Raw genomic sequence first — 21,915 nt, 5'->3', positions numbered from 1 at the left:
GAGAAGCGATGCCGTATTCGTCCCTCAACGACCTGGTCGACGTCGCCCGAGCCCAAGCAGCCCTCGATCGCGCGTGGCAGCAATTGAAACCTGGCGTTGCCTCAGCCGACTGGGAACGAGAACGCTCCCGGCTGGCCTACATCATCGCGGCGTTTGCGATGGTCGCGATGGATGAAGACGATCTGGTCGATCGCGCGCTGGAACGCTTCAAGCGCCCAAGCCCGTAAGCGTCACGTTCGTCAGGTCCGCGTCCGCGATATCACAATTTCTAGCCGATGCGCCAAGCGAGTGGCGCTGTCCCGAAGCGCGGCAGGCACGGCGGGTCATTTCAGCCGACTAGCTTGGCAGCCTCGTCTGTCTGTGAACGCCTTGCTGCCGGCATGGACCCATGCCCGCCCCTCCCCTTGAAAGGAAATTGATATGCGATTGCTCGTCCTGAGCGATCTCCATCTGGAATTCGAGAACTTCGGTTTTCCGGGGAACCTGCCCTTCGATGTCGCGATATTTGCCGGTGACACCTGGCAGCCGGTCAGCAATACGGTCGCTTGGCTGGCTGAGCAGCGAAACGGTCCTTTGCAAGGCAAACCGGTCGTCGTCGTGCCCGGAAATCACGAGTACTACGGCTGCCGCGACATGATGGCGAGCCGCCAGGAAGGCCGCGTACTCGCCGATCAGTTGGGAATTCACCTGCTGGATCCCGGTAGCGTCGTGATCGCCGGCGTGCGCTTCATCGGGGCGACCCTCTGGACAAATTTTGGCCTGCTCGGGAACCCGATCGTAGCCAAACGAGCGGCTGAGCATGGCATGAACGACTACAGGCGCATCGGCATCGTCGTGGACGGGAAGCGACGCCGCCTCCGCCCTTCGGACACCCAGGCCCTTCATCGCCAGGACGTGGCGTTCATCGAGGCAACCCTCGCACAAGACTTCGCGAACGCCACTGTGATCGTCACTCACCACGCGCCGCACCCGAATTCCGTTGACACCCTATATGGGAGCGATCCGTTGTCAGCCGCCTACGCCTCAGACCTGACCGAGCTCCTGATGAAGTACCAACCGAACCTCTGGATCCACGGTCACGACCATAGGCATCACAACTACTGGGTAGGCGGCACCCAGGTGATCGCGAACCCAGCCGGCTACCACACGGTTGGCGGGTACGAAAATAGGTTGTTCGATCCGTGCTTCATCGTCGATGTTTAGCCCCTTGCGGCCAAACTGATGATTTTTGATCCCGGCGATTGTTCGCTTCAGGCGACTGTGTCCGCGAGGTCCATGGCCGCCTTGAGTAAGCGTGCGCTGACCGTCAAATCGGAATCCGCGATATCACAATTTCCGGGCGATGCTCGAAGCGGGTGACGCTGTCCGCGATATCTCGCTCGGCTCGCGGGCCGACGATGATGCGTTTCGGGCTGATACCCGGTGTCCAGTTCGAACCAAGCGCGATGATGCGCCGATCACCGATGGGCTCAATCGTCTTGGCAACAGCCAAGCCTGTAAAGGGCCGGACCACCGTCTGATCCTCGGGGAACGCCAGTATTCGGACCTCCCGTTCGTCTCGGAAAATCGGGTCCTTATGCGTGGCGCAGAAGCGCATCAGTTTTCTGGCGACCGCTGATGGGGCCCAATGAACCCCGTGATTGACGGGAATTCGGGGATCGCGCGTCTGCTTCAATATAGCGAGAAGCTGCAGCTCGCCCAGCTGTTGAACAAGCTGCCTGAACTCCCACGTCGTTTCGTCCACGCCATAAGTGACCGGCGCCAAATCAAGCAGACCGTATGTCGACTTCCACCCCTCCATCTGGATCATTCGCTCGATATCGGCCGGATCATATTGAAGGCAATAGCCGGTGCCATTGCCTGCGAAATGGCGCCAATGGGTTAGCGATCCTCGCTCCTCATCGTCATCCGTTTCATGGCGAATGAACGAGCTCATATAGAGGTGGCCGTAGCCTGCGCTGCCATTGAGCTCGGCTCGGAAAAGCTCCTCTAGTTGATCACCGCTGGGATCAACTATGTCGGCAAAGACATCCGCAGGGAGCCTTTCACGCACATAGCGCAGCGCTGCGAGCTGAACGATGCGCCACCCATAGAACAGCTCGGACCGGTCCTCGACCGTCAAGAAGTTCGTGGCCCAAAACGTCCCACTGGTCGCGATGCCGCGCAATCCGGCTGGATTGGTGTAGTGAGACAGGTGCTTCACGGCTTCCCCAAAGCGATTGATCGAATCGCCTTGAGATTACCAATTCTGGGCCTGCCGAAGCCCGCTACTGTTTGCGGCTCGCATCAAACGTCGACCGGCCCTTCGGCAGGAGGACCTTCAATCTGCCGCCTGGGCTCTGACTCCGCGACGATCATGTCGACAACTCCTTCAAGCTCACGACTCATCGCGATCAAGTCCGGAACGGAGACCTCTTTCTCGATCTGCTTCGGCTGTGCCTCTTCCGAATCGGACACATCGTCATTGCCGACAAGCGTCTCCAGCTCACGCTGAGACACCGTATTGACCGTAATTTTCGACCCTTGGCGGACGCGCTCCATTAACAAGGTCGAGGTGACAGTCAGTCGGCTTCGCAGATCCTCCGATATCGGTCGCTTGGTCTCCTCGGCGATGATCGCCAGCTGCTGGCTGATCGTCTCTTGAAGGAATTTCTCACTGAACTGCGCAACTTGCTCCTGGGAGAAACCGCCATCGACTCCGGCGGTCTTGAGTGCGCCCATCGCCCTTAGAATATCGGCGGTCTTTCGGGCGGCCATCACCACGGCCGAATACATCTGCACTATGCTGTAAACGACGTAGATGGTGCCCGCCATTATCGCGATGGCACTGCCATTATCCAGGAGCAAGACCCGAGGTTTCGCCTCCTCGGGCACCGCTGCCTCCCGCACCGCTGCTGCAAACCGGTCGAACAGCTCGAAGACCTTGGAAAGCTCGGTCAGATCCCCCGAGTAGGAACGATCGGAAATCACGACGCTGTAGCTGATTTCGTCAGGCTGAGGTTCGTAGGTCTTGAGCGGCAGATCACGAGCGATGTCGCGAAACATCCGCAGCTTGTGCAGATTCTGATCCAGAAGGCTTGCGAAGTAGCCGATTTCTCCTGACGGAATGCCCCGCGCCTTCGCTTCCGGAATGCCACGCACAATCAGATCTGCCAGCTTTCCCGGCAGCGTCGGTCCGAATTGCGTGAGCTCCAGGAATTCCTGGTCCTTCCGCGACATCAGATTGTAAGCATTGTGCCTCGCCAAAGCCTCAGCGCGATCGATCAAATCCCGGGCTTCGCTCGCATATGTCGGATCAGGCGTCGCCGGCCGATTACTCAGGAGGCTGATGGCCCGAGCGAGTAATTCAGGGACATTCTGGCGCTCGTAATCCTCAATTAAGGCACTGAACAGCCTAAGCACGTCGGTCGTATACAATATTGTCGTCTCCAGCCTCGGTGATTCTCCTAGCACGTCGCCACCGGCTGACGAAGGCGGAGGATGCCGGTTGAACTCCATTTCATCTGCGTCACCGGGCTTCCAATTGGCATCGCGAACATGCAATCAATAGTTGTTTCCATGCTGTGATTCCAATGCGCTATTCATTAGACGAAGACTGGATTGGTGCTGCGCGGGAAGCCGCAACGCAGCAATCCGGTGCCCCTCCCGCTTCAATCGACGATATCGCCGCACGCCTCATCCAGCTGCACGAGCTGATGCTCGACATGCCGGATCCTCTTGCACGGGCGTTCGATCGCCTTTCCGAGAGCGACCTTGGGGCTCAAGCTCGCCTACGCGCCGATGACTACTACCGCGAGGAGTGGTCATGGGAATTGCCAGCCGCATGCGACAACCCGACAGCCGCATTCGTCGTTGGTGCGGAGATCCGCGCGCTTGACAGGCATCTTGCTGATGAAAGCCGCGATCGTCTGGGACATCCGTTGGAAGCAGCGATCACTGTCGCTAAGAGCTGGACGCTTGTCCGCCGCAACCTGGATTGGCGCCCTCGCACTCCAACGAAACTCCATCCCTACCGCCGCCGCGGACTGCTTCACCATCGCGCCATCCCGCGGATTTCCAACGGGTATCGCGTGCGCCTGGTCGAGCTACACGACGCCAGAAAGGATCCGGTCCATTTCGGAGCTGCTCTCGCTCCCGGCGTAAAGCACTCCGTGACGGCCGACCAAGGCCGATTCGTCATCGATGCGATCGACTTTCCCGATGCCGAGCGCATCACCGCAGAGCAGCTCGCCTCGTCCGCACAAGGCCTGTGCTGGTTGCATGTCTGGCCGGAACTGACGATCGCTCCCTCCGTCCGAGATCAGGTCGTCGAAATCCTCAAGAAATGGCGCTTTGACCAAGAGCCGCCGCCCGCGCTCATCATCGCGGGCTCATGTCACGAAAAGGTCGGAGACGAGGTGTTCAACCGCGCGACGCTGCTGGACTCACGCGGCAGCCAGCTCGCGCAGCAGGGGAAGATCGTCCCGTATTCCGCCAAGGACGAGGAAGGGAACCACGAGGAAGAAGCCATCTCGCCCGCGACAGAGATAATCATCCTGATTTCAAGCGGCCCAGCTGTCGCGATCGGAATCTGCCGGGATTTTTGTGACCTCAATCATGCGGGCGGCCTCTACCTCGGGTTGGACGTCGATCTGGTCGTTGTTCCGTCGATGGGAGGCCTGACGACCACCCAGAGCCATCTCATCGCAGCAAAAGGACTTCGAACCGAAACCGGCACTGTGGCGTTTGTGGTCCAGCAAGCGGATCCGAAAAAGGCGCAAGTCCACTATGTTGTCCGACCGGATAGCACATACGACGCCGCAATGGCCGAAGTGTCGGAAAGCTGGACCTGCCATGCCTGGACGTGACGCCGCACGAGCTTGTGTCCGTAATTTCAGTTGCTAGCTAAAACGTACTGAAGCGATATAAAGCATCGATTAGGAAACATGGGTTACAAGCCGCATATGGCCAACACTCTCGGACTCGACAGGATCGCCCTGGCAGATGCGAGTGCAGTCGAAGCGCGCGCCATCCTCCAGCAAGCTCTTGCACAGCCTTCGGTCGACGTTTTCAAGAAAGTTGCGTCGACAATGCGCGCCTGGGCGTGGAAAGCTCTGACCAGTCGCCGCAGCGACAGCGAGCTCGCCGATTGGCATGATTTACTGCGTCGACTGGCAACGCGAGCCAATGATGTCGATCAGAAGCTGGCCGCGCGCTTCGAAATGCTGGCTGAGCTCATCCATGAGTCGATTGCGTCAGCTGAAATCTCGGACCCGAAATTCGTTCTTCAGCGATCCCATACGCGCAAGATGCTGACGCTTCTGGCAGAGGCGCCGGATAAGCGCCTGGAGCGCAGTGAACTCGGGACGCAACTTGGATTGCAGCAGGCAAACCTGACACGTGTGATCAACATGCTCGTCGACGCTGGCCTGGTGATCAAATCAATGGACGGCAAGCGTGTGGTCGTCGAGATCACGCGCGCCGGCGAACATGAAGCTGCCCGCCTGACGCCGAGCCACTCGCCGCTCTCCGTGGACGATTTTCTGTCAGTGCAGCGGATTATCCAGGAAGAGATCTCGCGCCAATTCGCTCACGGCTACTTGCCCTTCCATGATCCTCATTCCCTGCCGCTACCAAACGTTCGGCCGGCTGATCCTCCGACGCCTGCCGGAGCCATCATTGGCCTCAGAATTGCGACGGATAGACATGTGTTCGTGGTCAAGGCGTCGTCTTACCCCAACAAACTCACTTATGTGGATTGCTTGGCGAAGGCGTTTCCGGACCAGCCCAATAACCCTGCATTGGCTCACTCGATGCTGCCCTCCCCCGCATTCCTTGCGTTCAAACACCAGGCCGATGACGCATGACTGACACCGCGGATGACATCGGCCCGGAAATTCCGATTGGGCTATCCGGTGCCATCGGCCGACGGATGACCGTCGTCAATGCATCGCAGACCCGGCTGTTGACCACGTTCGGTGCGCTCGACGGCGACTCCGGCGAGCAGGTGCTGATGGGATTGACGGACTTCTCGCTGCAAACGAGCTCCGCCTTGTCGCAAGCAGCGCCTCAGGAACCCATCGAATTGACGCTGACCGTCGAGAATATGGCATTCTTGCTGTCAGACATGAGCCGGGACTTCGCTGGCGTTTGCGAAGGCCTGGCGCGGCTTTCGTCGGACGCCGCTCCGATGGAGCCTACCCGGCTGAAGCTGATGCAGAGCTTCCTTGCAGACGTGCTCAAGGAAATCTCCAGGGCTCAGGAAGCGCTGCAGAAAGTCACCACGCTGCGCGTGCCTTAGGGACGGGTCTTGCGGCCCAAATCCATAGGCCACCAGTGAGCTGATGATCGGATCGCCTCGACCGCAGCTGGACTGCAATCTTTAGGTATCGAGCCTCTTCGCGAAGTCGGGTTCGCGCTGCCCCGGGAGACCGGGCCTTTCTTAGGCGACCCTGCCTTCCACGATCGCCTCGATCTCCCTCAGGACATCATCCATGTCATGAGATTGCCCTGCTGCGATTTGCCGCCGACCTTCGATTATCGCCAGGACGTCACGGCCTTCTGACGCGAGATATAGCTTAAGGGCTCGAACCATGACCCAGCTCCGGGTCCGATCGAGGGCCTGACCGACCTGCTCGATGTCCCGCAAGACGTCCGCGGGCAACCGCAAGGTGATTGGATCGCTCAGCTCCAGCTTGGGCATGCTCGTGCTCCCTTCGCCAGAGACTACCTTGCATCACAGATCCGGTCACTTCCAGGATACGGCCACCCCGTGGGGCTACCCGCGAAGAGAATGGCCTTTCGGATTACCGTGTGGGGAACTCGCTACCACAGGCGTTTGACGGCGAAGCCGTCGAATAGCGCTTCGTTCGAAATCAGTACCATGTCCTCGGATTGAGCCTGGGCAATCAGGAAGCGGTCGAACGGGTCCTTGTGTGCAATGTTCATCTCACCGGCTCGCAGGGCATGGAGAACGGTGATCGCCAGCTCAATAAAGCCTTGATCGGCGATGATCGCCTCGAAGTCCTGCGCTAGCGGCGCGGCGTCAGGAAGTTTCCCTATTCGGAATTTGGTGGCAATCTCCATGGCTGAGGCGGCACTGACGGCGATGCTGTTGCCCTCGTCCTCGATCGCCTCGCGGGCCCGACTGCTCAGCGCCTCGTCACCCGCAAGCCACCAAATCAGAGCATGGGTATCGAGTAGCAGCCTCAAGTGAGATTCCATCCCACGAGTTCGTCCTCTGGCAACGGCTCGTCAAAGCGCGCATCGACGGCAATCTTTCCTTTGAGTGCCCCAAAGCGCCGCTTGCCGCGTGGCGAGACCGGCACCAGGCGTACTGCCGGCACGTTACCACGAGCGATGACGACATCTCCGCCCTCAAGTGCGTCTGCGATCAGTTTGGATAGATTGGTCTTCGCTTCGTGAACCGAGAACTGGGCCATGAGCACTCTCCTTAGCTAAGGATATAGCTAAGGGCCCCGCACCAAGCAAGAACCGTGCTGTTGCCGGGGTAATGCTGCACACGACTCCCCACGCGATAATCCGGATAGCCAAGAGAATTCAGGCGACGGCGTCCGCGAGGTCCTTGGCCACCTTGAACTTGACGACCGTCTTCGCCGGCACGTCGATCATCGCACCCGTCGAGGGGTTACGGGCCTGCCGCGCATCACGCTTGGCCGAGGACAGCTTGCCGACGCCACCGAGCATCACGTCGCCGCCCGACTTGAGCGTCTTGGACACCACGCCCGCAAGGGAGGTCAGCACAGCCGACACATCGGCCTTGGACTTGGCCGTCTCTTCCGCGATGGCAGCAATGAGCTCGTTCTTGGTCATCGAGTATCTCCAGGTTCAATCAAACGTGCTCAGGCCTTGGCCTTGCCGCGCGCCGGCGACTTCCGGCGCTGCTGCCCCAAGCCCATCTTCTTGGCCAGCGTGGAGCGAGCCTCGGCATAGGCAGGTGCAACCATGGGATAGTCAGCCGGCAGCCCCCAGCGCGCCCGGTACTCTTCCGGCGACATGTTGTAGGCCGTGCGCAGGTGGCGCTTCAGCGACTTGAACTTCTTGCCGTCCTCCAGGCAGATCAGGAAATCCGGGGTGATCGACTTCTTCAAGGACACAGCCGGCGTCGGCTTCTCCTCGACGGCCGCTGCCGGCTCCAAGCCCAACCCGGCGATCGCGGCATGGGTCGTGGCGATCAGCGCGGGGAGTTCACCGGCCGGGACACTATTGTTCGAGACGTAAGCAGAAACGATATCCGCAACCAGGCCGATCAGGTTTTCGTTCTCTTCAGCCACTGTCGTCTCCTGACTCAATGGGTTTGGTTATTGGAGGGCGAAGAATCAACAATCTGCGACCCGCTTATTCCTGTCGAATGAGAGAGACAAGAGTGTAGCTCAACATCCAGGGAGTTGACGGCGAACTGTCTCTCCTCGTTCAATGTATCCATCTTGTGTGTTGTGGTGGTTGTTCATGCAGGGTCCTCGGATCTTTTCAACCAACTCGCGAGCCGTATGGATGAGAACGCTGATCGTGGCGGCGTTGGTGCTCGCGGTAGTTACCCCGGCATGGCTCTGGCGTCAGGCGAACTGACCCCTTCCAGCCGTTCCACGCGCTTTACTGAACAGCTCGATGCTTGGGTTACTCGGCGCTACGAAGGCACGGTACGCGCAGATAGTGTGTCAGGCCACAGTACCTCGACTAGCTATTCGAATGAGGTGGGCTAACCTGCAGATGAGTCGGGGCTAAACTGCAAAAGCGGAGCGAGCTCCAGGCGCGGATAATGTCCGGAGCCCAGGCCAACAAAATGCGCATCGAATTCTTGCGTCCGCAGGGGCCCCAGCCGACCGAAAAGATAGGGCTGGCGGAGTTTCGTCAAAAGCTGCCAATGGCCTGGAAAGGCTACGCCAATTTCACTTTGTGCATCCCGAAGCGTTACGGGCACGACCGGGAGATCGACGTCGTCATAATCGCTCCCGACCGGTTGATCCTGGTCGACCTGAAACATGTCCGCGGCAAGATCGAATCCCGCAGCGGGACCTGGTTCAAGGGCAACGAGGATTACGGACCGTCCGCCTATTACAAGATTCGCGACAACGCGAAATTCCTCGCTGAAATTATCCGTCGCCAAGTCCACCAGATTCCCGGGTGTCCCCCAATTGAGAGCGCGGTCGTCTTCACGCACGAGCAAAGCGATCTCAGCGGTTTGGATGCTACGGAGCGCGAGAATTGCTTCAAGCTCTCGGATTTCATCCGCATCGGCAACGAAAACGAGTTTAGAAAGACTTATTGCGGCCGCAGCAGCTTCGGGACATCTGCGCCGCTCAACACTGGACCTTTCTACCAGGCGCTCCAAAAATTGTTTGCCAACGGCCGGTTGATCGAAGCCAGCCGAGCCAAGTACCACGGCTTTGTTCCCACCGGGCAGCCAGAGTTCAGCCACCGTCTATACGAAGAGTACCCGTGCCACGAAGCAGGCGATCCGAATTACACGGGATTGCTGCGTCTTTGGCGGTTCGACGAGGATCCGGATGCCTTCAGCATAGAGGAGGAGCGCCGCCCGGTTGCCGAGCGAGAGCGATCGGTTCTTGGCTACCTCAGAGCTGGCAACTCCCAGCTCTATGACAACTACGTCATGCGCTCGATCGCCTACGATCGCGAATATCCCTTGCGGCACTCGGAGGTCTTCGAGCGGCACGTCGGACTGGCTCGCCTGACGCGCTTCGTTGGTTCACTCGTCGACCACGACCGGGATCGCCGACTTGAGTTTGCCAAGCTCTTCCTCGACCGGGTCGCGGCTCTGCATCGGCTGCGCGTCGCGCACCGCGATCTGGACCGGCATTCCGTTTGGATCGACGAGCGTCGTAGCAACGTTGTGTTGTCGAGTTTCGGCGCGGCCCATTACCCGGATCGCGAAACGATCGGCGCGAAACGCAGCAAGATCCTGGCCGGAGGGTTTCGCACGCCCGAGGACACCGGCGCGGGAAAGCGCGGTACGCCGTTCCAGACCGATGTTTTCCTTGCGGCGGCTGTCGTCTGGACATTGCTAACCGGCGAACGCTTGCCCGAAATCGACGAGGTTCCGGTCTGGACGGCGATGACGTCGGATCGTCCGGATGTACCAGCCGATCTGGGGCCATGGTTCGACGCGGCCCTTTCAATCAACGCGACAGACCGCCCGGTAGATGTCGTCGAAGCCGCTCAGCAATTCGCGAACATTATTCACCGCAGCCAGGTCGTCTCCCTGGAGCGCCAACTGGAACGATATCGGCAGGAAATCGACCCCGTTGCCGATCATGACGTGCTTGACTGGATTTCTCGCAAACCCGTTCGCGTCTTCAAGGCTCAGCGTATCGGGGGAGCCGCCGGTGAAACCGTGCTGGTCAAAAGCTGGCCCGAAAATTTCCTGGGTGATCGACGCAAGGCCGCTCCTCGTTTGATCGAGTTTTTCGCGCGAGCCGACAAGATTCAGACATTGTCAGCGCCCTGGGCTCCCCGAATTCATACAGCTTGCCTGTCAATGGACGGCCTCCTGTTGGCTCAGGAATGGCTTGAAGGGCAAACGCTGGATCCAAAGGCGACCGCGCAATGGTCAGATGAGGAAATCCGCGCCTTCCTGATGGGCCTGGTCACCGCCACAGAAGAGCTTCATGCAGTGGGCCTGACCCATGGGGATCTTAAGCCAGACAACATCCTCGTAAGCCGCGCCCCTGCAAACGACCCCGAAAAGGCCGAGTCCTCGGAGCAGAAACCGACACCGATCTTGCTCGACCTTCTCGACTATGCGCCAGACGCGTCGGGCGAGAGGCGGACGCAAGCCTACTGCCCTCCTAACGACGAAGACAATCCGCTGATACGCGACCGGTTCGCCGTTTGCGCTATCGCGTTGGAGCTGGCAGAGAACCGGCCGACATCCTCCCCGCTCGCCAATGAAATCCGTGCCTCCGCCGTCAAATGCGGCGCGGAGGAGGCACCGTGGCTGACAATGAAGTACTTGAGAAAGGCAGTCTCTGGCCAACAGGCGAAAAGGAAGGATCGCGACCAGGCCGAGGAGTTTCATCTCACCTTCGAGCTCAGATCACCTGGCTTCGAAGGTAAGCTCCTGGCGGATAATGGCCGGTTTCACGTCGTCCAGAAAGACCGCCATCAGGTCGAGATATTTGGCTTCGACCAGAAGCTCACTATCGAGATCGACCCTGCCGACCATCGCCCGAAACGGGCCTTTGTCGCACGAGCGGACGTTCGAGCCGTCGGCTGGGCATTGGGTAGGCGCATCCTCTCCTTCCCGGGAACCATCCAGATTGCGCACTCGCGAATATTACGATTCTCCGGAATTGAGGCGCTGCTATCGCGCTTGAGTGAGCACACCGCCTACCAAACCCGTGGGGCTTCCTCCGTCTCTGTTTCGGACGGTGATGACGTTGCGGAGGCTCTTTCGCTTCCTGATCCAGGGGCCGTCGATGAAGAGATGGCCGCCTTCGAAGGCGCGGATACGCCCTCTCCAGCTACCCGCCCCGCTGACGGTAAATCGCTCCCCGAGCCCCGGAAGAAGCCATGGCGTTTCCCCGTCGCCAGATTCTGGCGGGAAACGATCGCGGTGGAGGAAGCTATCCAGCCGGAACTGACACTGGATCAGCCCCCGGCGGAAACAGGTGAAGCTGGTGTGGTGATCCTGCGGTGCACGGAGACATCCAAGGAGGAAACCTCGGAAGCCATTGAGTTGGGTGACGCTCAGGGAGGCGTCAGCGTCAGCTTCAACGGCAGCAAGATTGGCGATGTCGACCTGGGGCGTAGCCGCGCAGGCGTCGTGACGTTGCGCAATGCGCGCGGATATCGCCGCCTGCGAACCGGAGATCGCCTTCGAATCCAGAATTCTGGAAGCGTCGGCAGTTTTCAGCGCCGATCGAAGGCCCTGACCAGAGTGGTGCAGGGCCTCGGCCAGTTGCCTGAGCTGGTCTCATATTTTGACCCCCTGGCTCAACTTGAACCCAGGGTGATGGCCGACGAGGTTCCGAAGGGTCTATTGCAACGATACGGCCTGAATGAAGAGCAGGAAGCGGCCTTCAATCATCTCTGGAAATTTGGTCCTCTCGGCTTGCTGCAGGGGCCGCCAGGTACCGGCAAGACCAGCTTCATTGCCTCGTTCGTTCACCACGCGCTCAATGAAGGCAAGATGCGCAATGTCCTCGTCTTGTCTCAGTCGCACGAGGCAGTCAACGAGGTCGCCGAGCGCATCCTCAAGGTCTCGAACACGGTCGGGGGGGAAATCGACCTGCTGCGAATCGGGGACCACGAAAAGATATCCTCAAGTCTGCAAAAATTCCATTCGCAATCCGTCCAGGACCGCTATCGCGAACTATTCCGGGCGGAACTGAAGGACAGGATGCTGATCCCCGCGCGCAGGTTGGGCCTAGAGACGGAGTTCATACGCGACATCTTCGAGATCGAGGCGACTTATGGCCCCATTGTTCGACAGATGTCGCTGGCTCGCCGGGAGATCGATGATGACATCGCCCCTGAACTCGCCAAAACCGCTCAGATTCGTCTGCAAGCGCTGTCGGCTGCTTTCGAGCGCCGCCTTTCCGTGGAGCATCGCTCGTTCGAAGGTGAGCCGGATGAGGTGTTTGAGGAGATGCTCGACGATGCGGCTCGACGACACCGGGTTTTCGATCCCGACGCCACTCGGCGGCTGGCGCGACTCAACGCCCTATCTTTGAATTGGTCGCAAGCCCTGGGGCTGCGAGGCCGCACGCTCGAAGAGTTTCTGGCACGCAGCCGCAACCTGGTATGTGGCACCTGTGTGGGCATCGGACGCCCAGGCCTTCGGATCGACCGTGGTGCATTTGACCTGGTGGTGATCGACGAGGCTGCGCGCTGCACGCCGAGCGAGCTTGCGGTCGGGATGCAGTCGGGCAAGCGAGTGCTCCTGGTTGGGGATCACAAGCAACTGCCGCCGCTGTTCGACCACGAACTCATCCGCACCGTAAGCGAACGGCTGAAAGCACCCTCCCTTGCCGAGTTGCGTCGCAGTGACTTTGAAAGGGCTTTCAGATCCGGGTACGGCAAGGCCGTCGCTCAAACGCTCGTGCGCCAGTATCGGATGGCGTCTGAAATTCATGCGCTGGTCTCGGGCACGTTCTACAACAGCGAAGGCTTGGTGCGGAGCCGACCCGAACCTCTCGACCTCTACGCGCTCTTGCCCACCCCGCTCGACAAACAGGTTATCTGGCTGGATTCCAGTGGGAAATCGTCGACTGAGGCGCAGGCCGGAACCAGCTTCACGAATCGTCGCGAAGCTCTGACAGTTATCGAGCTGCTGAGGCGTATCGGACGCTCCCGTCCCTTCCTCGACCGGCTTTCCGAACTGGAGTTGAAGGAAGGCGAGCATCTGATCGGTGTGATCTGCATGTATGCTCAGCAGGCGGAGCTGATTTCGAGCCTCGTCGTGTCTTCCGACCTCCCGCAGGAACTTCGCAACCTGATCAAGGTGGACACGGTCGACGCCTATCAGGGAAAGCAAAATCGGATTGTCATCCTTTCGCTCGTGCGCAGCAATTTCGAACGCGATATGGGCCATGTTCGCAGCCGTAACCGGATAAACGTCGCGCTTTCCCGAGCTATGGACAGGCTACTGATCATTGGGGCCGCTCGCATGTTTGAAACAAGCAAGAATCCCCTCCGGCCTATCGTGCGCAAGCTCAAGACCCTCGATCGCATCAGCTCGGCTTCAGATATTCTTGGACGCCAGCAATGAAGGCCTTTCGCGCGAATTCCGAGCGTCCCCGGAAACAGGGTCAGCCCAACTCTCCCAGTTCACACGAAAGCCCCGGCGGGAGCGTCGGCAACGGCTCCTGGAACGGCACGGACACGTCGGAAATCGACCGGCTTTCCTTCGCTATCCGCGCCCACAGGTTTCGTTTCACGGCTACGATCATGCAGCGAAACGCGATACCGCTCGCGGCCGAGTACGCTGTGCGCCTCGTCCATGCCGTGCCGGACCTGGCAACCGAGGATATTGCAGCGTTTTTCGGTTTTGGGTCTGCAGAAGCGGAGATCCTCGTCCAGGATATGCTTGCAACGGGGCTCGTCTCCGAACGCGAGGGACGGTTCTCCCTATCGTCGCGTGGAATCGCAGCGGTATCAGACGACGACGTCGAGCTCTTCGAGACCGAAGAGCTCGCGGTTACGCAGGCATTTGAATTGATCGCGTTCACCCCCGTCGATGACAATGAGCTGACCGGCGTTTTCGGACGCATCGTACCGGAGATTGCGATTCCTGATCGCGAACGGGCGGCGAACGCAACCGAAGGCGCGCGGGACGCCTTTGATCTCCACTTTCGGGAATTGGCCCAACGGCACAGCCGTCGCCGACGTCCAGAGGACATCCGTTTGCATCTGGTCGAGGACGTTCATTTCATGAGGGCGTTTGGCGCTCATTTTGAACTACCGATCCGCTACAGGCAGGATGATGCGAGCATCGGCGCTCTCGGTGTCGATCCCGATTTCTCCTCGCTCCGGCACCGCGGCCGCGTGAGCTCTCGCGATCCGGTGATTGCCGCCTTGAGCGCGCGGGTTCAATCGCTCCAGGCTCCGGCCGACTTTGACGATGCACTCTCCCGGACGGCCTCGATCGATGGCGGCATTCTGACACGCTCAGACCTTAAGTCTTCGGAAGGTCAGGCAGCCTGGGCACAAAGTTGCACTGACAAAAGCGCCAGGCAGCTGGAAGGGGAACAGGGCCCCGGCATGCGCGTGATGGGATCCGTAGCCGCTACCGCAATTGGCTCAGCGCTGTTACGCACCGCCCCTTCAGCGGAGCAGGAGCGGCTTGATGTGCCGACGCCTGTGCTATGGCTTCCGCCAGGCGCCGGATATTGGGGCCGTAGTGTTGCATTCGCAAATATCGCCCGCGAGCTCTCGGCTGCGGATCCAGACGGGACAGTCCTGTTGGCTCGAACGAGCGACACTCAGCAATCCTGGAAAAACTGGCGGACTCTCTATGGGCCACGACATGATCAGCCAGGACTTTTCGATCGCAGTCTCGCGGTCCAAACGGATTTGCCGAATGCCCTCGAGGTCGTCATGAAGCCTGGCGCTTGGGCACTGGTTCTTGTGCATGTGCCAGTAGCGCAGGGTACTTATCCGATCCCATTTGGCTATCTGACCACCTCTCCTCGCCTGGTGAGCCGGTGGCGCGATGCGCTTGCAGAGGTCGCGATCACCGCGGATGGCTCAAAGAGCATATTGTGGTGCGACAAAAGCGAAACAGCCGCCGATGCGCTGGCCGTGATCGATCTTGCTCTCGGGATCGGAGCCGCTACCTGAGACCTAAACCTCGGGCCGGCAGATGTGATCGAGCGTTAATCTATGTCCAGGCAATTGCCCCCACCTTGAGCCGAGCTGTTACGGCATTCGTCGGTCGGCGCATCTTCTGGCTCTCGCGGTAACAGAGTTAAGGGAAATATCGGCCGAAGAATGAGGACAAACAAAGAACGTCCTTGGCTTTCCATCCTTTTCCGTCAGAATCTAACCTCTGAATCGGGAAAATCGCCGTGATGAAGCTGCGATACGCTAAATCGGCCCAGCTATCAGGAGGGCGAAAGCCGCTCTCGCAAAACCAGACGGCCACCCCAACCAAGATACGGGATTTGCCGGGGTTCAATGCCGTCGAAGATGCAGCCCTCCTCTACGGTGGCGATCGTCTCGAAGAGGCAGCCAAACGCTTCACCAAGCGTCATTTCGATATCAACCTCGATGACCTCGACGATTTTCGGCCGACGGACGACACCTGGATCGAGCCTACGGAACTTGACCGCGAGTTGCAGCGGCATCCGCGCCGACTGCTCGTGGACTATCTTAGCGACGACGAGACAGTCGAATTTCTCCTGACGCTTGGCTTCGATTTGCGTTGCGAACGCGGGCAACCCTTACGCTCAACCGAAGCCATCGCCCCTCAAATCGAAGCGGCCGCTCGCGGGTTTGCCGGAAGGCTGCCGGATCGAGCTGCAATCGAGGTGGAGACCTTCGAAGCTCGGATGGCCGCCGATGCCACTGCTTTTGCTGCAAGGAAACGGACGAGGCCGCGGTAGCTCAACGGCATCAATGCGCCAGTTTGCCGAAATATCATTTTGGCTGTGCGCCTGCGGGGCCGCCCTGAAGGTTTTTTCCGGCTGTTTTCGCGTTCAGCCGTTCGGCATCTTCGCCTCAGTCAGGAGGCAAGACCGATGTCTTTGAAAACAGTTCTCAGCCGCGCCTCGGATCTTGAGCATGTCGAAGAGAGCGAGCTGCGCAAGCCACCGCTGGATGTTGTCGCATTTTCCGTCGCCGTCACCCGCAAGCTCCGCAACTGGAAGAAAACGACCTTGGCGGATTTCGCCCGGGTTTCCCTTTCCACCGTTGAGCGTGTGGAGCGCGGCGAGGCGGTCAGCGACGAGGCCTTGGATCGAATTGCCCAGGCTTTCGGTCAGGAGCCCGGACACTACACCGCGCCTCGTGTGACGATCCCAAGGGAGCAAGCAGAGGCCGAGGTCAGCGAGACCTACGGAAAGCTGTGGCCTCTGGAGGTGGCACGGTTCACGACGCAGGCTCAGGTCCGGGAGGCGGCGCGGTGCTGCGCCCATCTGATGCACGCTCCCAATCTGCCGGAAGCATATGAGGCAGATGTCGAGAGCCTGCGCGAATATCTCGACTTGGTGTCGTTCTGTCTAGCTGAGCAGTCCGATGGGATACCGATGTCAGACACCGCCCGTCGCCCTCTCTATGATCACACCCTGGCCGCCGTGAAAGAATTGGAACGGCGCAGCGTAACTGTTCTGATTGGATACCTCGATGCCCCACAGCCAAAGATTCCGGACTGGCGCGTCTGCATCGTCTCTCTGACATCGCGCCTCACGGATCCGGGAGCACCGAAGCGCAAGATGATGTTCATCGACAAGCGTGTCGTCGCGATCGAAAACATGAATATGGGCCTTGATGACTAGCCGGAGCGCGCCCCCGCTCCTCTGTCAAGCTGCCGCGCGACGCCGCCGGTCCGAACGGCGCTTTGCCATTTTCAACCAACGGCCGATCTCCCCAGACAGCGGATGCCGATCCACGAACTCCCAAAACCGCCCTAGGCTAGCTCGTCCAGCCCGCATCTCCCGTGTGAAATGGCTGACGATATCCTCCCAGGCCGGATCACGTTGGGGCGAGGCGATAGACCCATCATCGTAAACTACCGGGCGTTCTCGAAGGCGAACTGCACGGAGCCGGATATCCCGCGGCAAAGGCCTTGCTGATTGGAGGAGCAGCTCTGACTTCACTCCCTCGCTCGGCGGCGAAAACTCGTCCTTATCGGTAGGATGGTAGCGATTGTCATTGCCTACGCGCTCCAGCCGTCGGAACTCGAAAAGCCCACCCTCCGGGCGTACGACGCGCATGAGGGTATCCAGGCTCTGCTGATCGAATGCCGGCGGAAAATACACGTTCTGATACGCATTCAGCCATTGGAGCTCGTTCAGCCCTGACACCTCCGCGGCGCTGGAAAGAGTGATGATGTTTCGATCTGAGGCCGCATTGTACACATTGCTATCGTGCATCATCAGCGCAAACTTCGGCGTCAGCGGCAAAATCATCTGCAGCCCGGAACGCCCGATCCCCACCATACGGCGCGGACGATCCCTGGCAACAGCAAGTCCGCAGGCCAACTCCTCGCTTGCCTCTCACTGACTGAGATCGAGATCCTTCTCGGAGCCATGTTCAATCTGAACGCGACTCCGACGAGACAAGCTCCCTACCCTTGCGGGACTCAGTATGGCGTCGCATAGGTGCCTCGTTTTGCCTCGAAAACAACGGCACATGCGAAATGCCTGAGCAAATCCCAGCGAATGTCGATGTAGGCGTGCTCATTGGAGGCGCTCATGCTGTCGCGACCGCAAGATTGGCAGGAAATCCAGGAATTATACTCAGCCCTGAAAAGGACGAGCGAACACTCAGCTGGAACGATTTTGGTCTAAATTTCTGCGCTACGCTGTTTGTCATCAACGGCGATCTGCTAATTCAAATTCCTGCCCGTTTCATGATGGAAGGAATCGACCGCACCTCTCCGGAACTGGAGCGCCTCCTTGTCGAGCACGGAGGAACGCTCACGCTCGAAAAGCTGAATCGCTCCTTCGTCTCGCTCCTTCCCGATGAGGATGCGTACAGCCACGTCATCAGAGCACTTGGTTTCGAAGCCGGCATCAGTGCCCTTCGCAGGCTCGGGGATATCGTCGTCGCTCGCATTGAGGGAAGCAACCAAGCGAGCCTGACGCTCGCCGACACCGAGAGCTTCCACTTCGGCGTATTGAGGGCCGTAAACGGCTACACGGCCTTGCGGCGCAGCGCCCGTCATTTCCGCAGATCCCCGCCGGCACCAGTGGAAGATCTAACCGGAAGCTTCTCGTTCGAAACATCCCTGCCCGCAGCTGACAACCCATACCAGATTGATTTCGCGTTCGATGGAAATCCTCTGTTTCAAGACAGAGTTGCTGTCCTCATCGGGCGCAACGGTGTCGGCAAAACCCAGTTGCTCAAGGCGCTGGTGGACCGCCTGACCCGTGATGAAGCGTTCGATCCATCCTCGGTTTCATCCAAACTCACACCGGAAATCATGCCGCGGCGCGTGCTGGTGTTTTCTGCCGTTCCGACCGATCCCTTTCCAAGTTCCATCGGCGCCTGGCATGGGATCGATTATGAGTATTTTGCCATCAACGCTACGCGCGAAGAAGGAGCTGACTCACTTCTGACTTCTCTAATGGCATGTGTGAGAGATGAGGGCCCCGACCGATTTGGCCCGCAAGACGAGGAGTCGCGGGCGAGCCTCGTCCGGTCAGTGCTGAAGAAGCTGAACGTCTGGCAAAGCCTATACGTACCCTTGCGCCCGCTCCAAGCTGAGCAGGAGGATCTGCGTGCATCGATCATAGTGGACGGGCAGCGCCTCTTCCCGATCAAGCAGCGACTGAATGAGCAGGCCGGCTTGCGCCTCCTGCATCAGCTCGATTGGACCCGCTCTCCGATCATCCTCGATGAACTCCATTCACCGAAGGCGCTGAGCAGCGGCGAATACGCCATGATGCGTTTTGCAGTCCAGGCCATCGCTTCCGTGGAACAGGGTAGCCTTCTCCTGATCGATGAGCCGGAAACGCACCTCCATCCCAATTTCGTTTCGGATTTGATGGAAGTTCTCTACGGGATCCTCGAAGCGACGGGCTCGGTCGCAATCATTGCGACCCACTCGGCCTATGTGGTTCGCGAAGCGCCCCGTCAACGGGTCAAGGTCCTCACACTCCAGGACCGTCAGATCCAGATCGTTGAGCCCCGGATGCAAACCTTCGGTGCGAGCATCGACAAAATCTCCCAATTTGTCTTTGGCGACACCGACATGGAGCACCGCTACCAAAAGAAGCTCGAAGAATGGACGGATCGCGTCGGAAGGGATCTGGGAATCGAGAAAATCATCCGCGATTACGGTGCGGAATTGAATCCTGAAAGCCTGTCGTTCATCGCCGGGCATCTGCGTGCGCAACGGCCGTCCGAATGAAGCACCTGCCTGTGCCCGCCACGGCGGAGGAAGACGATGCCGTCATCACCGACCTCTGCACCGACCCAATCTGGTCCGCTCATGAGACAGACTGGCTGGCGACCTACAAAGCCTACCGTAACCATGCCGGCGACCCGTGGAAGCTGAAGCCATTCAATTTTGGCGATGGTGTCGCTGACCGCCAGTATAAACTCTACTCCAGCCGAGCCAGCAGCGGCCCCTTCAACGAGATCCGGCATAAGAAGGGGCTCAAGTCCTGCCCCCTTTGCGGGTCACCGACGATCGGTTCGCTGGATCATTATCTTCCGCGCCGCACTTTTCCGGAGCTCGCGATCATGCGCGCGAACCTCCTGCCAGCCTGCGCGCACTGCAATTCCGGCGTTAAGCGCAAAACCTACAAGGGCAACCGCTCGCCGAAGCGTTTCATCCACCCCTATTTCGACTCGTGGGCGAATGACGCCATTTGGCATGTTGAATTTCAGCGCCCCCTCGAAGCCGCGACGTTCAGGGCCAAAGCTTCAGCAAGCTTGCCCACCGCCCGAGCCGAACTCGTCCAGTTTCATCTCGATAACGTCCTGGGCAGGGCCTTCTACCGGGCTATGGAAAACAGCTGGGGCGACCTGCCGTCTACGATCCAGAAGCGATCGAAAAACAGCCCAACCAAGAGCATGGCAGAGCTGATCCAAACGGAACTGGAAATCTGCGACGAAAGCAACGGCTCGAACGGCTGGCCTACGGCCTTCTACCGCGGCCTCGCCTTGGATGGTGCAGCAATGGATTTCATCTGGGATCAGATCTCGACGCCGGCGGATAGCAAGGCCCGAGAGCTTGTGTGAGATCAGGCAGATTGCGGCAGCCACGCGCTTGGTTGGGGCAATGGCGAAAACGATCTGATAGGATCCAATAACCTGGTCAGCGCAGGCCTTGATCCTGCTCCATTCGAGCTATCCGCTTGGCTAGTTCGTCTCGCTCCCAGCACCGCCTCTCGAACTCCCAACGCTTGCGCACGAGTTGCAGCTTGGAAGCCATTTTGGTCGGAACATCGTTCTCGGTCGTCGCTTTCAGGAGCTTGTCGGCCCTGTTGAAAAACACCTGATCGGAGACGCGTGGTTCGCTGAAGAAGTCGGGTAAGCCCCCATCTTTCTCAAGGAATTCGATCACACAGGCCGCGAGCGCCAGCCAATCCGAACGCTCCGGTACGATCCCTTGCGGCCCCCGCCACCCCCCGTCATCGACAGGCCGATGCTCCCCGGCAAAGACCCAGGCATCGTCGATGCGGTCCAGCCGGAACTGGCGGTGCGCTAGTCGAAAGTCGGGGGCAATCACCAGATTGGCACGATAGGCCTCAACCAGACGGACGGGCCCGAGCCGGTGAAGCGTGTCGTTCCGAGCATTGTCAATCTGCCAAACAGGCTCCTCGCACTGAACCCAAAGGGCTGTCTCTGATGCGAGGAGAGTTCGGTGATAAAACGCGCGAGCCTGCTCTGCCAGCATATCTCGCATTCTGGCGTTCCACGTCTCGATGTGGCACTCGCGGTCGTGTGGAAGATCGCGAATCCGCACCTGCGCCTCAAGCACGGCCGGCGCCTGGAACGCATTCTTGACAACGCCAAACCTCACCCTCCTCATATACGGAGGAATGGGCAATTCGGGAGATTGCACCTGACGGCGCTCGCGCCCTCCCGTGTCGATCTTGGACTGAATGTACTGCTCGTCGCCGCGCAGCCACCTTGCGTATAGCCGATTGGACCATCGCGCGATCTGGTAATCACGAAGCTCGAAGACGACATGGTCCTCTAACCCCGGCGCCTCCGCGATCTCGACGTCGATTTCGGCTCGAACATTTTTGTCATGTTGAAGTCGGCCCGCGCGAACGAGGCTGCGTGTCTCATAGACGAAAGGTAGACGGAGTCGCATGGCTCACATCCAGAAAGGGGCCGATCCGAGATCCGCAGGGCCGACGTACCAGGGAAGATGTTTCCAAAGACTAAATCGAAGAGAACTTCGCCGTTATAAAATAAAACCCAACGCCCTGCCCGCTTGAAATGCTCGTTCACCCACTTTGAAGTCATCGAAGCCAAGATGCTTGGCAACAGCCAAATCAATTCTTTCACACAATTCCTACCTTGCAACACGCCGGGGTGCAGGGGAGGCATGCCGAACATTGGCTTGGGGCAGCGCGGAACAGCCCTCCAGACGGAAGCGCTTCCTCGATTCAGATATTATCTAGTAATTTCAATATGTTGCTAGAGTGCGAAAATGCCATGTCAACGAGCACGATCCCAGGACAAGGCCCGTTCACCTGCCATTCCGACAAAAATCGCAATCCACCGATTCATCACTTCAGTACTTTACAACGCCACCGAAACTACTGTATGAAT

Annotated in this window: 20 protein-coding genes; 11 read left to right on the top strand and 9 right to left on the bottom strand. The window is 59.2% G+C overall.

The window, feature by feature from the left end; genetic code table 11:
* Window positions 1–8: 8 nt before the first annotated feature.
* Both GV161_RS15230 and GV161_RS15225 read left to right on the top strand, forming a co-directional pair.
* Window positions 9–227 (top strand): hypothetical protein, encoded by a 219-nt coding sequence (locus GV161_RS15230; RefSeq protein ID WP_152016495.1) that lies wholly within the window; start codon window positions 9–11, stop codon window positions 225–227.
* A 193-nt stretch (window positions 228–420) separates the two neighbouring features.
* Window positions 421–1,203, top strand: a complete 783-nt coding sequence (locus GV161_RS15225) for a metallophosphoesterase (RefSeq protein WP_152016494.1) — start codon at window positions 421–423, stop codon at window positions 1,201–1,203.
* 103 nt (window positions 1,204–1,306) lie between these two features.
* Here GV161_RS15225 and GV161_RS15220 read toward each other — a convergent pair whose 3' ends face one another.
* Together GV161_RS15220 and GV161_RS15215 are read right to left on the bottom strand one after the other, a co-directional pair.
* On the bottom strand, window positions 1,307–2,203 hold the full coding sequence (locus tag GV161_RS15220) for a DUF2971 domain-containing protein (protein WP_152016493.1): 897 nt from the start codon (window positions 2,201–2,203) through the stop codon (window positions 1,307–1,309).
* An 83-nt stretch (window positions 2,204–2,286) separates the two neighbouring features.
* A complete protein-coding gene (locus tag GV161_RS15215; protein ID WP_152016492.1) occupies window positions 2,287–3,417 on the bottom strand; it encodes a hypothetical protein in 1,131 nt (376 codons plus the stop codon).
* Window positions 3,418–3,572: 155 nt separating this feature from the next.
* Between GV161_RS15215 and GV161_RS15210 the strand changes: the two genes are divergently transcribed.
* The 3 genes from GV161_RS15210 to GV161_RS15200 all read left to right on the top strand — a co-directional run bounded on the left by GV161_RS15210 (window position 3,573) and on the right by GV161_RS15200 (window position 6,280).
* Window positions 3,573–4,847 (top strand): hypothetical protein, encoded by a 1,275-nt coding sequence (locus tag GV161_RS15210; protein WP_152016491.1) that lies wholly within the window; start codon window positions 3,573–3,575, stop codon window positions 4,845–4,847.
* A gap of 96 nt (window positions 4,848–4,943) precedes the next feature.
* Window positions 4,944–5,846, top strand: coding sequence for a hypothetical protein (locus GV161_RS15205; RefSeq protein WP_152016490.1), 903 nt, complete (start codon window positions 4,944–4,946; stop codon window positions 5,844–5,846).
* Complete coding sequence (locus tag GV161_RS15200) at window positions 5,843–6,280, top strand: hypothetical protein (protein WP_152016489.1); 438 nt, start codon at window positions 5,843–5,845, stop codon at window positions 6,278–6,280. The genes GV161_RS15205 and GV161_RS15200 overlap by 4 nt, the downstream gene beginning before the upstream one ends.
* 141 nt (window positions 6,281–6,421) lie before the next feature.
* On the opposite strand, the gene GV161_RS15195 is transcribed toward GV161_RS15200, so the two are convergent.
* The 5 genes from GV161_RS15195 to GV161_RS15175 all read right to left on the bottom strand — a co-directional run bounded on the left by GV161_RS15195 (window position 6,422) and on the right by GV161_RS15175 (window position 8,273).
* Entirely contained in the window at window positions 6,422–6,682 is a 261-nt protein-coding gene (locus tag GV161_RS15195) for a CopG family transcriptional regulator (RefSeq protein WP_152016488.1), read from the bottom strand.
* A gap of 122 nt (window positions 6,683–6,804) precedes the next feature.
* Window positions 6,805–7,191: a type II toxin-antitoxin system VapC family toxin gene (locus GV161_RS15190; protein WP_152016487.1), complete on the bottom strand. Its 387-nt coding sequence runs from the start codon at window positions 7,189–7,191 to the stop codon at window positions 6,805–6,807.
* Window positions 7,188–7,421 (bottom strand): type II toxin-antitoxin system prevent-host-death family antitoxin, encoded by a 234-nt coding sequence (locus GV161_RS15185; protein ID WP_152016486.1) that lies wholly within the window; start codon window positions 7,419–7,421, stop codon window positions 7,188–7,190. Before GV161_RS15185 ends, GV161_RS15190 begins: the two co-directional genes overlap by 4 nt.
* Window positions 7,422–7,539: 118 nt before the next feature.
* Window positions 7,540–7,812, bottom strand: a complete 273-nt coding sequence (locus tag GV161_RS15180; protein ID WP_152016485.1) for an HU family DNA-binding protein — start codon at window positions 7,810–7,812, stop codon at window positions 7,540–7,542.
* 29 nt (window positions 7,813–7,841) lie between these two features.
* Complete coding sequence (locus GV161_RS15175; RefSeq protein WP_280179059.1) at window positions 7,842–8,273, bottom strand: MucR family transcriptional regulator; 432 nt, start codon at window positions 8,271–8,273, stop codon at window positions 7,842–7,844.
* Between the two features lie 509 nt (window positions 8,274–8,782).
* Here GV161_RS15175 and GV161_RS15170 point away from each other — a divergent pair.
* The 4 genes from GV161_RS15170 (at window position 8,783) to GV161_RS15155 (ending at window position 16,955) form a co-directional block, all read left to right on the top strand.
* Window positions 8,783–13,729, top strand: a complete 4,947-nt coding sequence (locus tag GV161_RS15170) for an AAA domain-containing protein (RefSeq protein ID WP_152016483.1) — start codon at window positions 8,783–8,785, stop codon at window positions 13,727–13,729.
* On the top strand, window positions 13,726–15,300 hold the full coding sequence (locus tag GV161_RS15165) for a hypothetical protein (protein WP_152016482.1): 1,575 nt from the start codon (window positions 13,726–13,728) through the stop codon (window positions 15,298–15,300). The genes GV161_RS15170 and GV161_RS15165 overlap by 4 nt, the downstream gene beginning before the upstream one ends.
* Before the next feature lie 230 nt (window positions 15,301–15,530).
* Window positions 15,531–16,064, top strand: a complete 534-nt coding sequence (locus GV161_RS15160) for a hypothetical protein (protein WP_152016481.1) — start codon at window positions 15,531–15,533, stop codon at window positions 16,062–16,064.
* Window positions 16,065–16,199: 135 nt separating this feature from the next.
* On the top strand, window positions 16,200–16,955 hold the full coding sequence (locus GV161_RS15155; RefSeq protein WP_152016480.1) for a helix-turn-helix transcriptional regulator: 756 nt from the start codon (window positions 16,200–16,202) through the stop codon (window positions 16,953–16,955).
* Between the two features lie 24 nt (window positions 16,956–16,979).
* Here the strand turns inward: GV161_RS15155 and GV161_RS15150 are convergent, their stop codons facing one another.
* Window positions 16,980–17,618 carry a hypothetical protein gene (locus GV161_RS15150; RefSeq protein ID WP_152016479.1) on the bottom strand — a complete coding sequence of 213 codons (639 nt, stop codon included), beginning with the start codon at window positions 17,616–17,618 and terminating at the stop codon, window positions 16,980–16,982.
* Between the two features lie 200 nt (window positions 17,619–17,818).
* On the opposite strand from GV161_RS15150, the gene GV161_RS15145 reads away from it, so the two are divergent.
* Both GV161_RS15145 and GV161_RS15140 read left to right on the top strand, forming a co-directional pair.
* Complete coding sequence (locus GV161_RS15145) at window positions 17,819–19,534, top strand: AAA family ATPase (RefSeq protein WP_152016478.1); 1,716 nt, start codon at window positions 17,819–17,821, stop codon at window positions 19,532–19,534.
* On the top strand, window positions 19,531–20,370 hold the full coding sequence (locus GV161_RS15140; RefSeq protein WP_152016477.1) for a hypothetical protein: 840 nt from the start codon (window positions 19,531–19,533) through the stop codon (window positions 20,368–20,370). The genes GV161_RS15145 and GV161_RS15140 overlap by 4 nt, the downstream gene beginning before the upstream one ends.
* 76 nt (window positions 20,371–20,446) lie before the next feature.
* Here the strand turns inward: GV161_RS15140 and GV161_RS15135 are convergent, their stop codons facing one another.
* Window positions 20,447–21,451 carry a hypothetical protein gene (locus GV161_RS15135; RefSeq protein ID WP_152016476.1) on the bottom strand — a complete coding sequence of 335 codons (1,005 nt, stop codon included), beginning with the start codon at window positions 21,449–21,451 and terminating at the stop codon, window positions 20,447–20,449.
* Between the last annotated feature and the right edge of the window lie 464 nt (window positions 21,452–21,915).

Source organism: Bosea sp. 29B, from assembly GCF_902506165.1.
GTDB lineage: Bacteria > Pseudomonadota > Alphaproteobacteria > Rhizobiales > Beijerinckiaceae > Allobosea.
This window is presented reverse-complemented; position numbering and strand designations above follow the sequence as displayed.

What these genes read in the sequence shown, in the direction of transcription:
- GV161_RS15230 (WP_152016495.1), top strand. Translation starts at nt 9, where the DNA reads ATGCCGTATTCGTCCCTCAACGACCTGGTCGACGTCGCCCGAGCCCAA.
- GV161_RS15225 (WP_152016494.1), top strand. Translation starts at nt 421, where the DNA reads ATGCGATTGCTCGTCCTGAGCGATCTCCATCTGGAATTCGAGAACTTC.
- GV161_RS15210 (WP_152016491.1), top strand. Translation starts at nt 3,573, where the DNA reads ATGCGCTATTCATTAGACGAAGACTGGATTGGTGCTGCGCGGGAAGCC.
- GV161_RS15205 (WP_152016490.1), top strand. Translation starts at nt 4,944, where the DNA reads ATGGCCAACACTCTCGGACTCGACAGGATCGCCCTGGCAGATGCGAGT.
- GV161_RS15200 (WP_152016489.1), top strand. Translation starts at nt 5,843, where the DNA reads ATGACTGACACCGCGGATGACATCGGCCCGGAAATTCCGATTGGGCTA.
- GV161_RS15195 (WP_152016488.1), bottom strand. Translation starts at nt 6,682, where the DNA reads ATGCCCAAGCTGGAGCTGAGCGATCCAATCACCTTGCGGTTGCCCGCG.
- GV161_RS15185 (WP_152016486.1), bottom strand. Translation starts at nt 7,421, where the DNA reads ATGGCCCAGTTCTCGGTTCACGAAGCGAAGACCAATCTATCCAAACTG.
- GV161_RS15180 (WP_152016485.1), bottom strand. Translation starts at nt 7,812, where the DNA reads ATGACCAAGAACGAGCTCATTGCTGCCATCGCGGAAGAGACGGCCAAG.
- GV161_RS15170 (WP_152016483.1), top strand. Translation starts at nt 8,783, where the DNA reads ATGCGCATCGAATTCTTGCGTCCGCAGGGGCCCCAGCCGACCGAAAAG.
- GV161_RS15165 (WP_152016482.1), top strand. Translation starts at nt 13,726, where the DNA reads ATGAAGGCCTTTCGCGCGAATTCCGAGCGTCCCCGGAAACAGGGTCAG.
- GV161_RS15160 (WP_152016481.1), top strand. Translation starts at nt 15,531, where the DNA reads ATGAAGCTGCGATACGCTAAATCGGCCCAGCTATCAGGAGGGCGAAAG.
- GV161_RS15155 (WP_152016480.1), top strand. Translation starts at nt 16,200, where the DNA reads ATGTCTTTGAAAACAGTTCTCAGCCGCGCCTCGGATCTTGAGCATGTC.
- GV161_RS15150 (WP_152016479.1), bottom strand. Translation starts at nt 17,618, where the DNA reads ATGGTGGGGATCGGGCGTTCCGGGCTGCAGATGATTTTGCCGCTGACG.
- GV161_RS15145 (WP_152016478.1), top strand. Translation starts at nt 17,819, where the DNA reads ATGCCTGAGCAAATCCCAGCGAATGTCGATGTAGGCGTGCTCATTGGA.
- GV161_RS15140 (WP_152016477.1), top strand. Translation starts at nt 19,531, where the DNA reads ATGAAGCACCTGCCTGTGCCCGCCACGGCGGAGGAAGACGATGCCGTC.
- GV161_RS15135 (WP_152016476.1), bottom strand. Translation starts at nt 21,451, where the DNA reads ATGCGACTCCGTCTACCTTTCGTCTATGAGACACGCAGCCTCGTTCGC.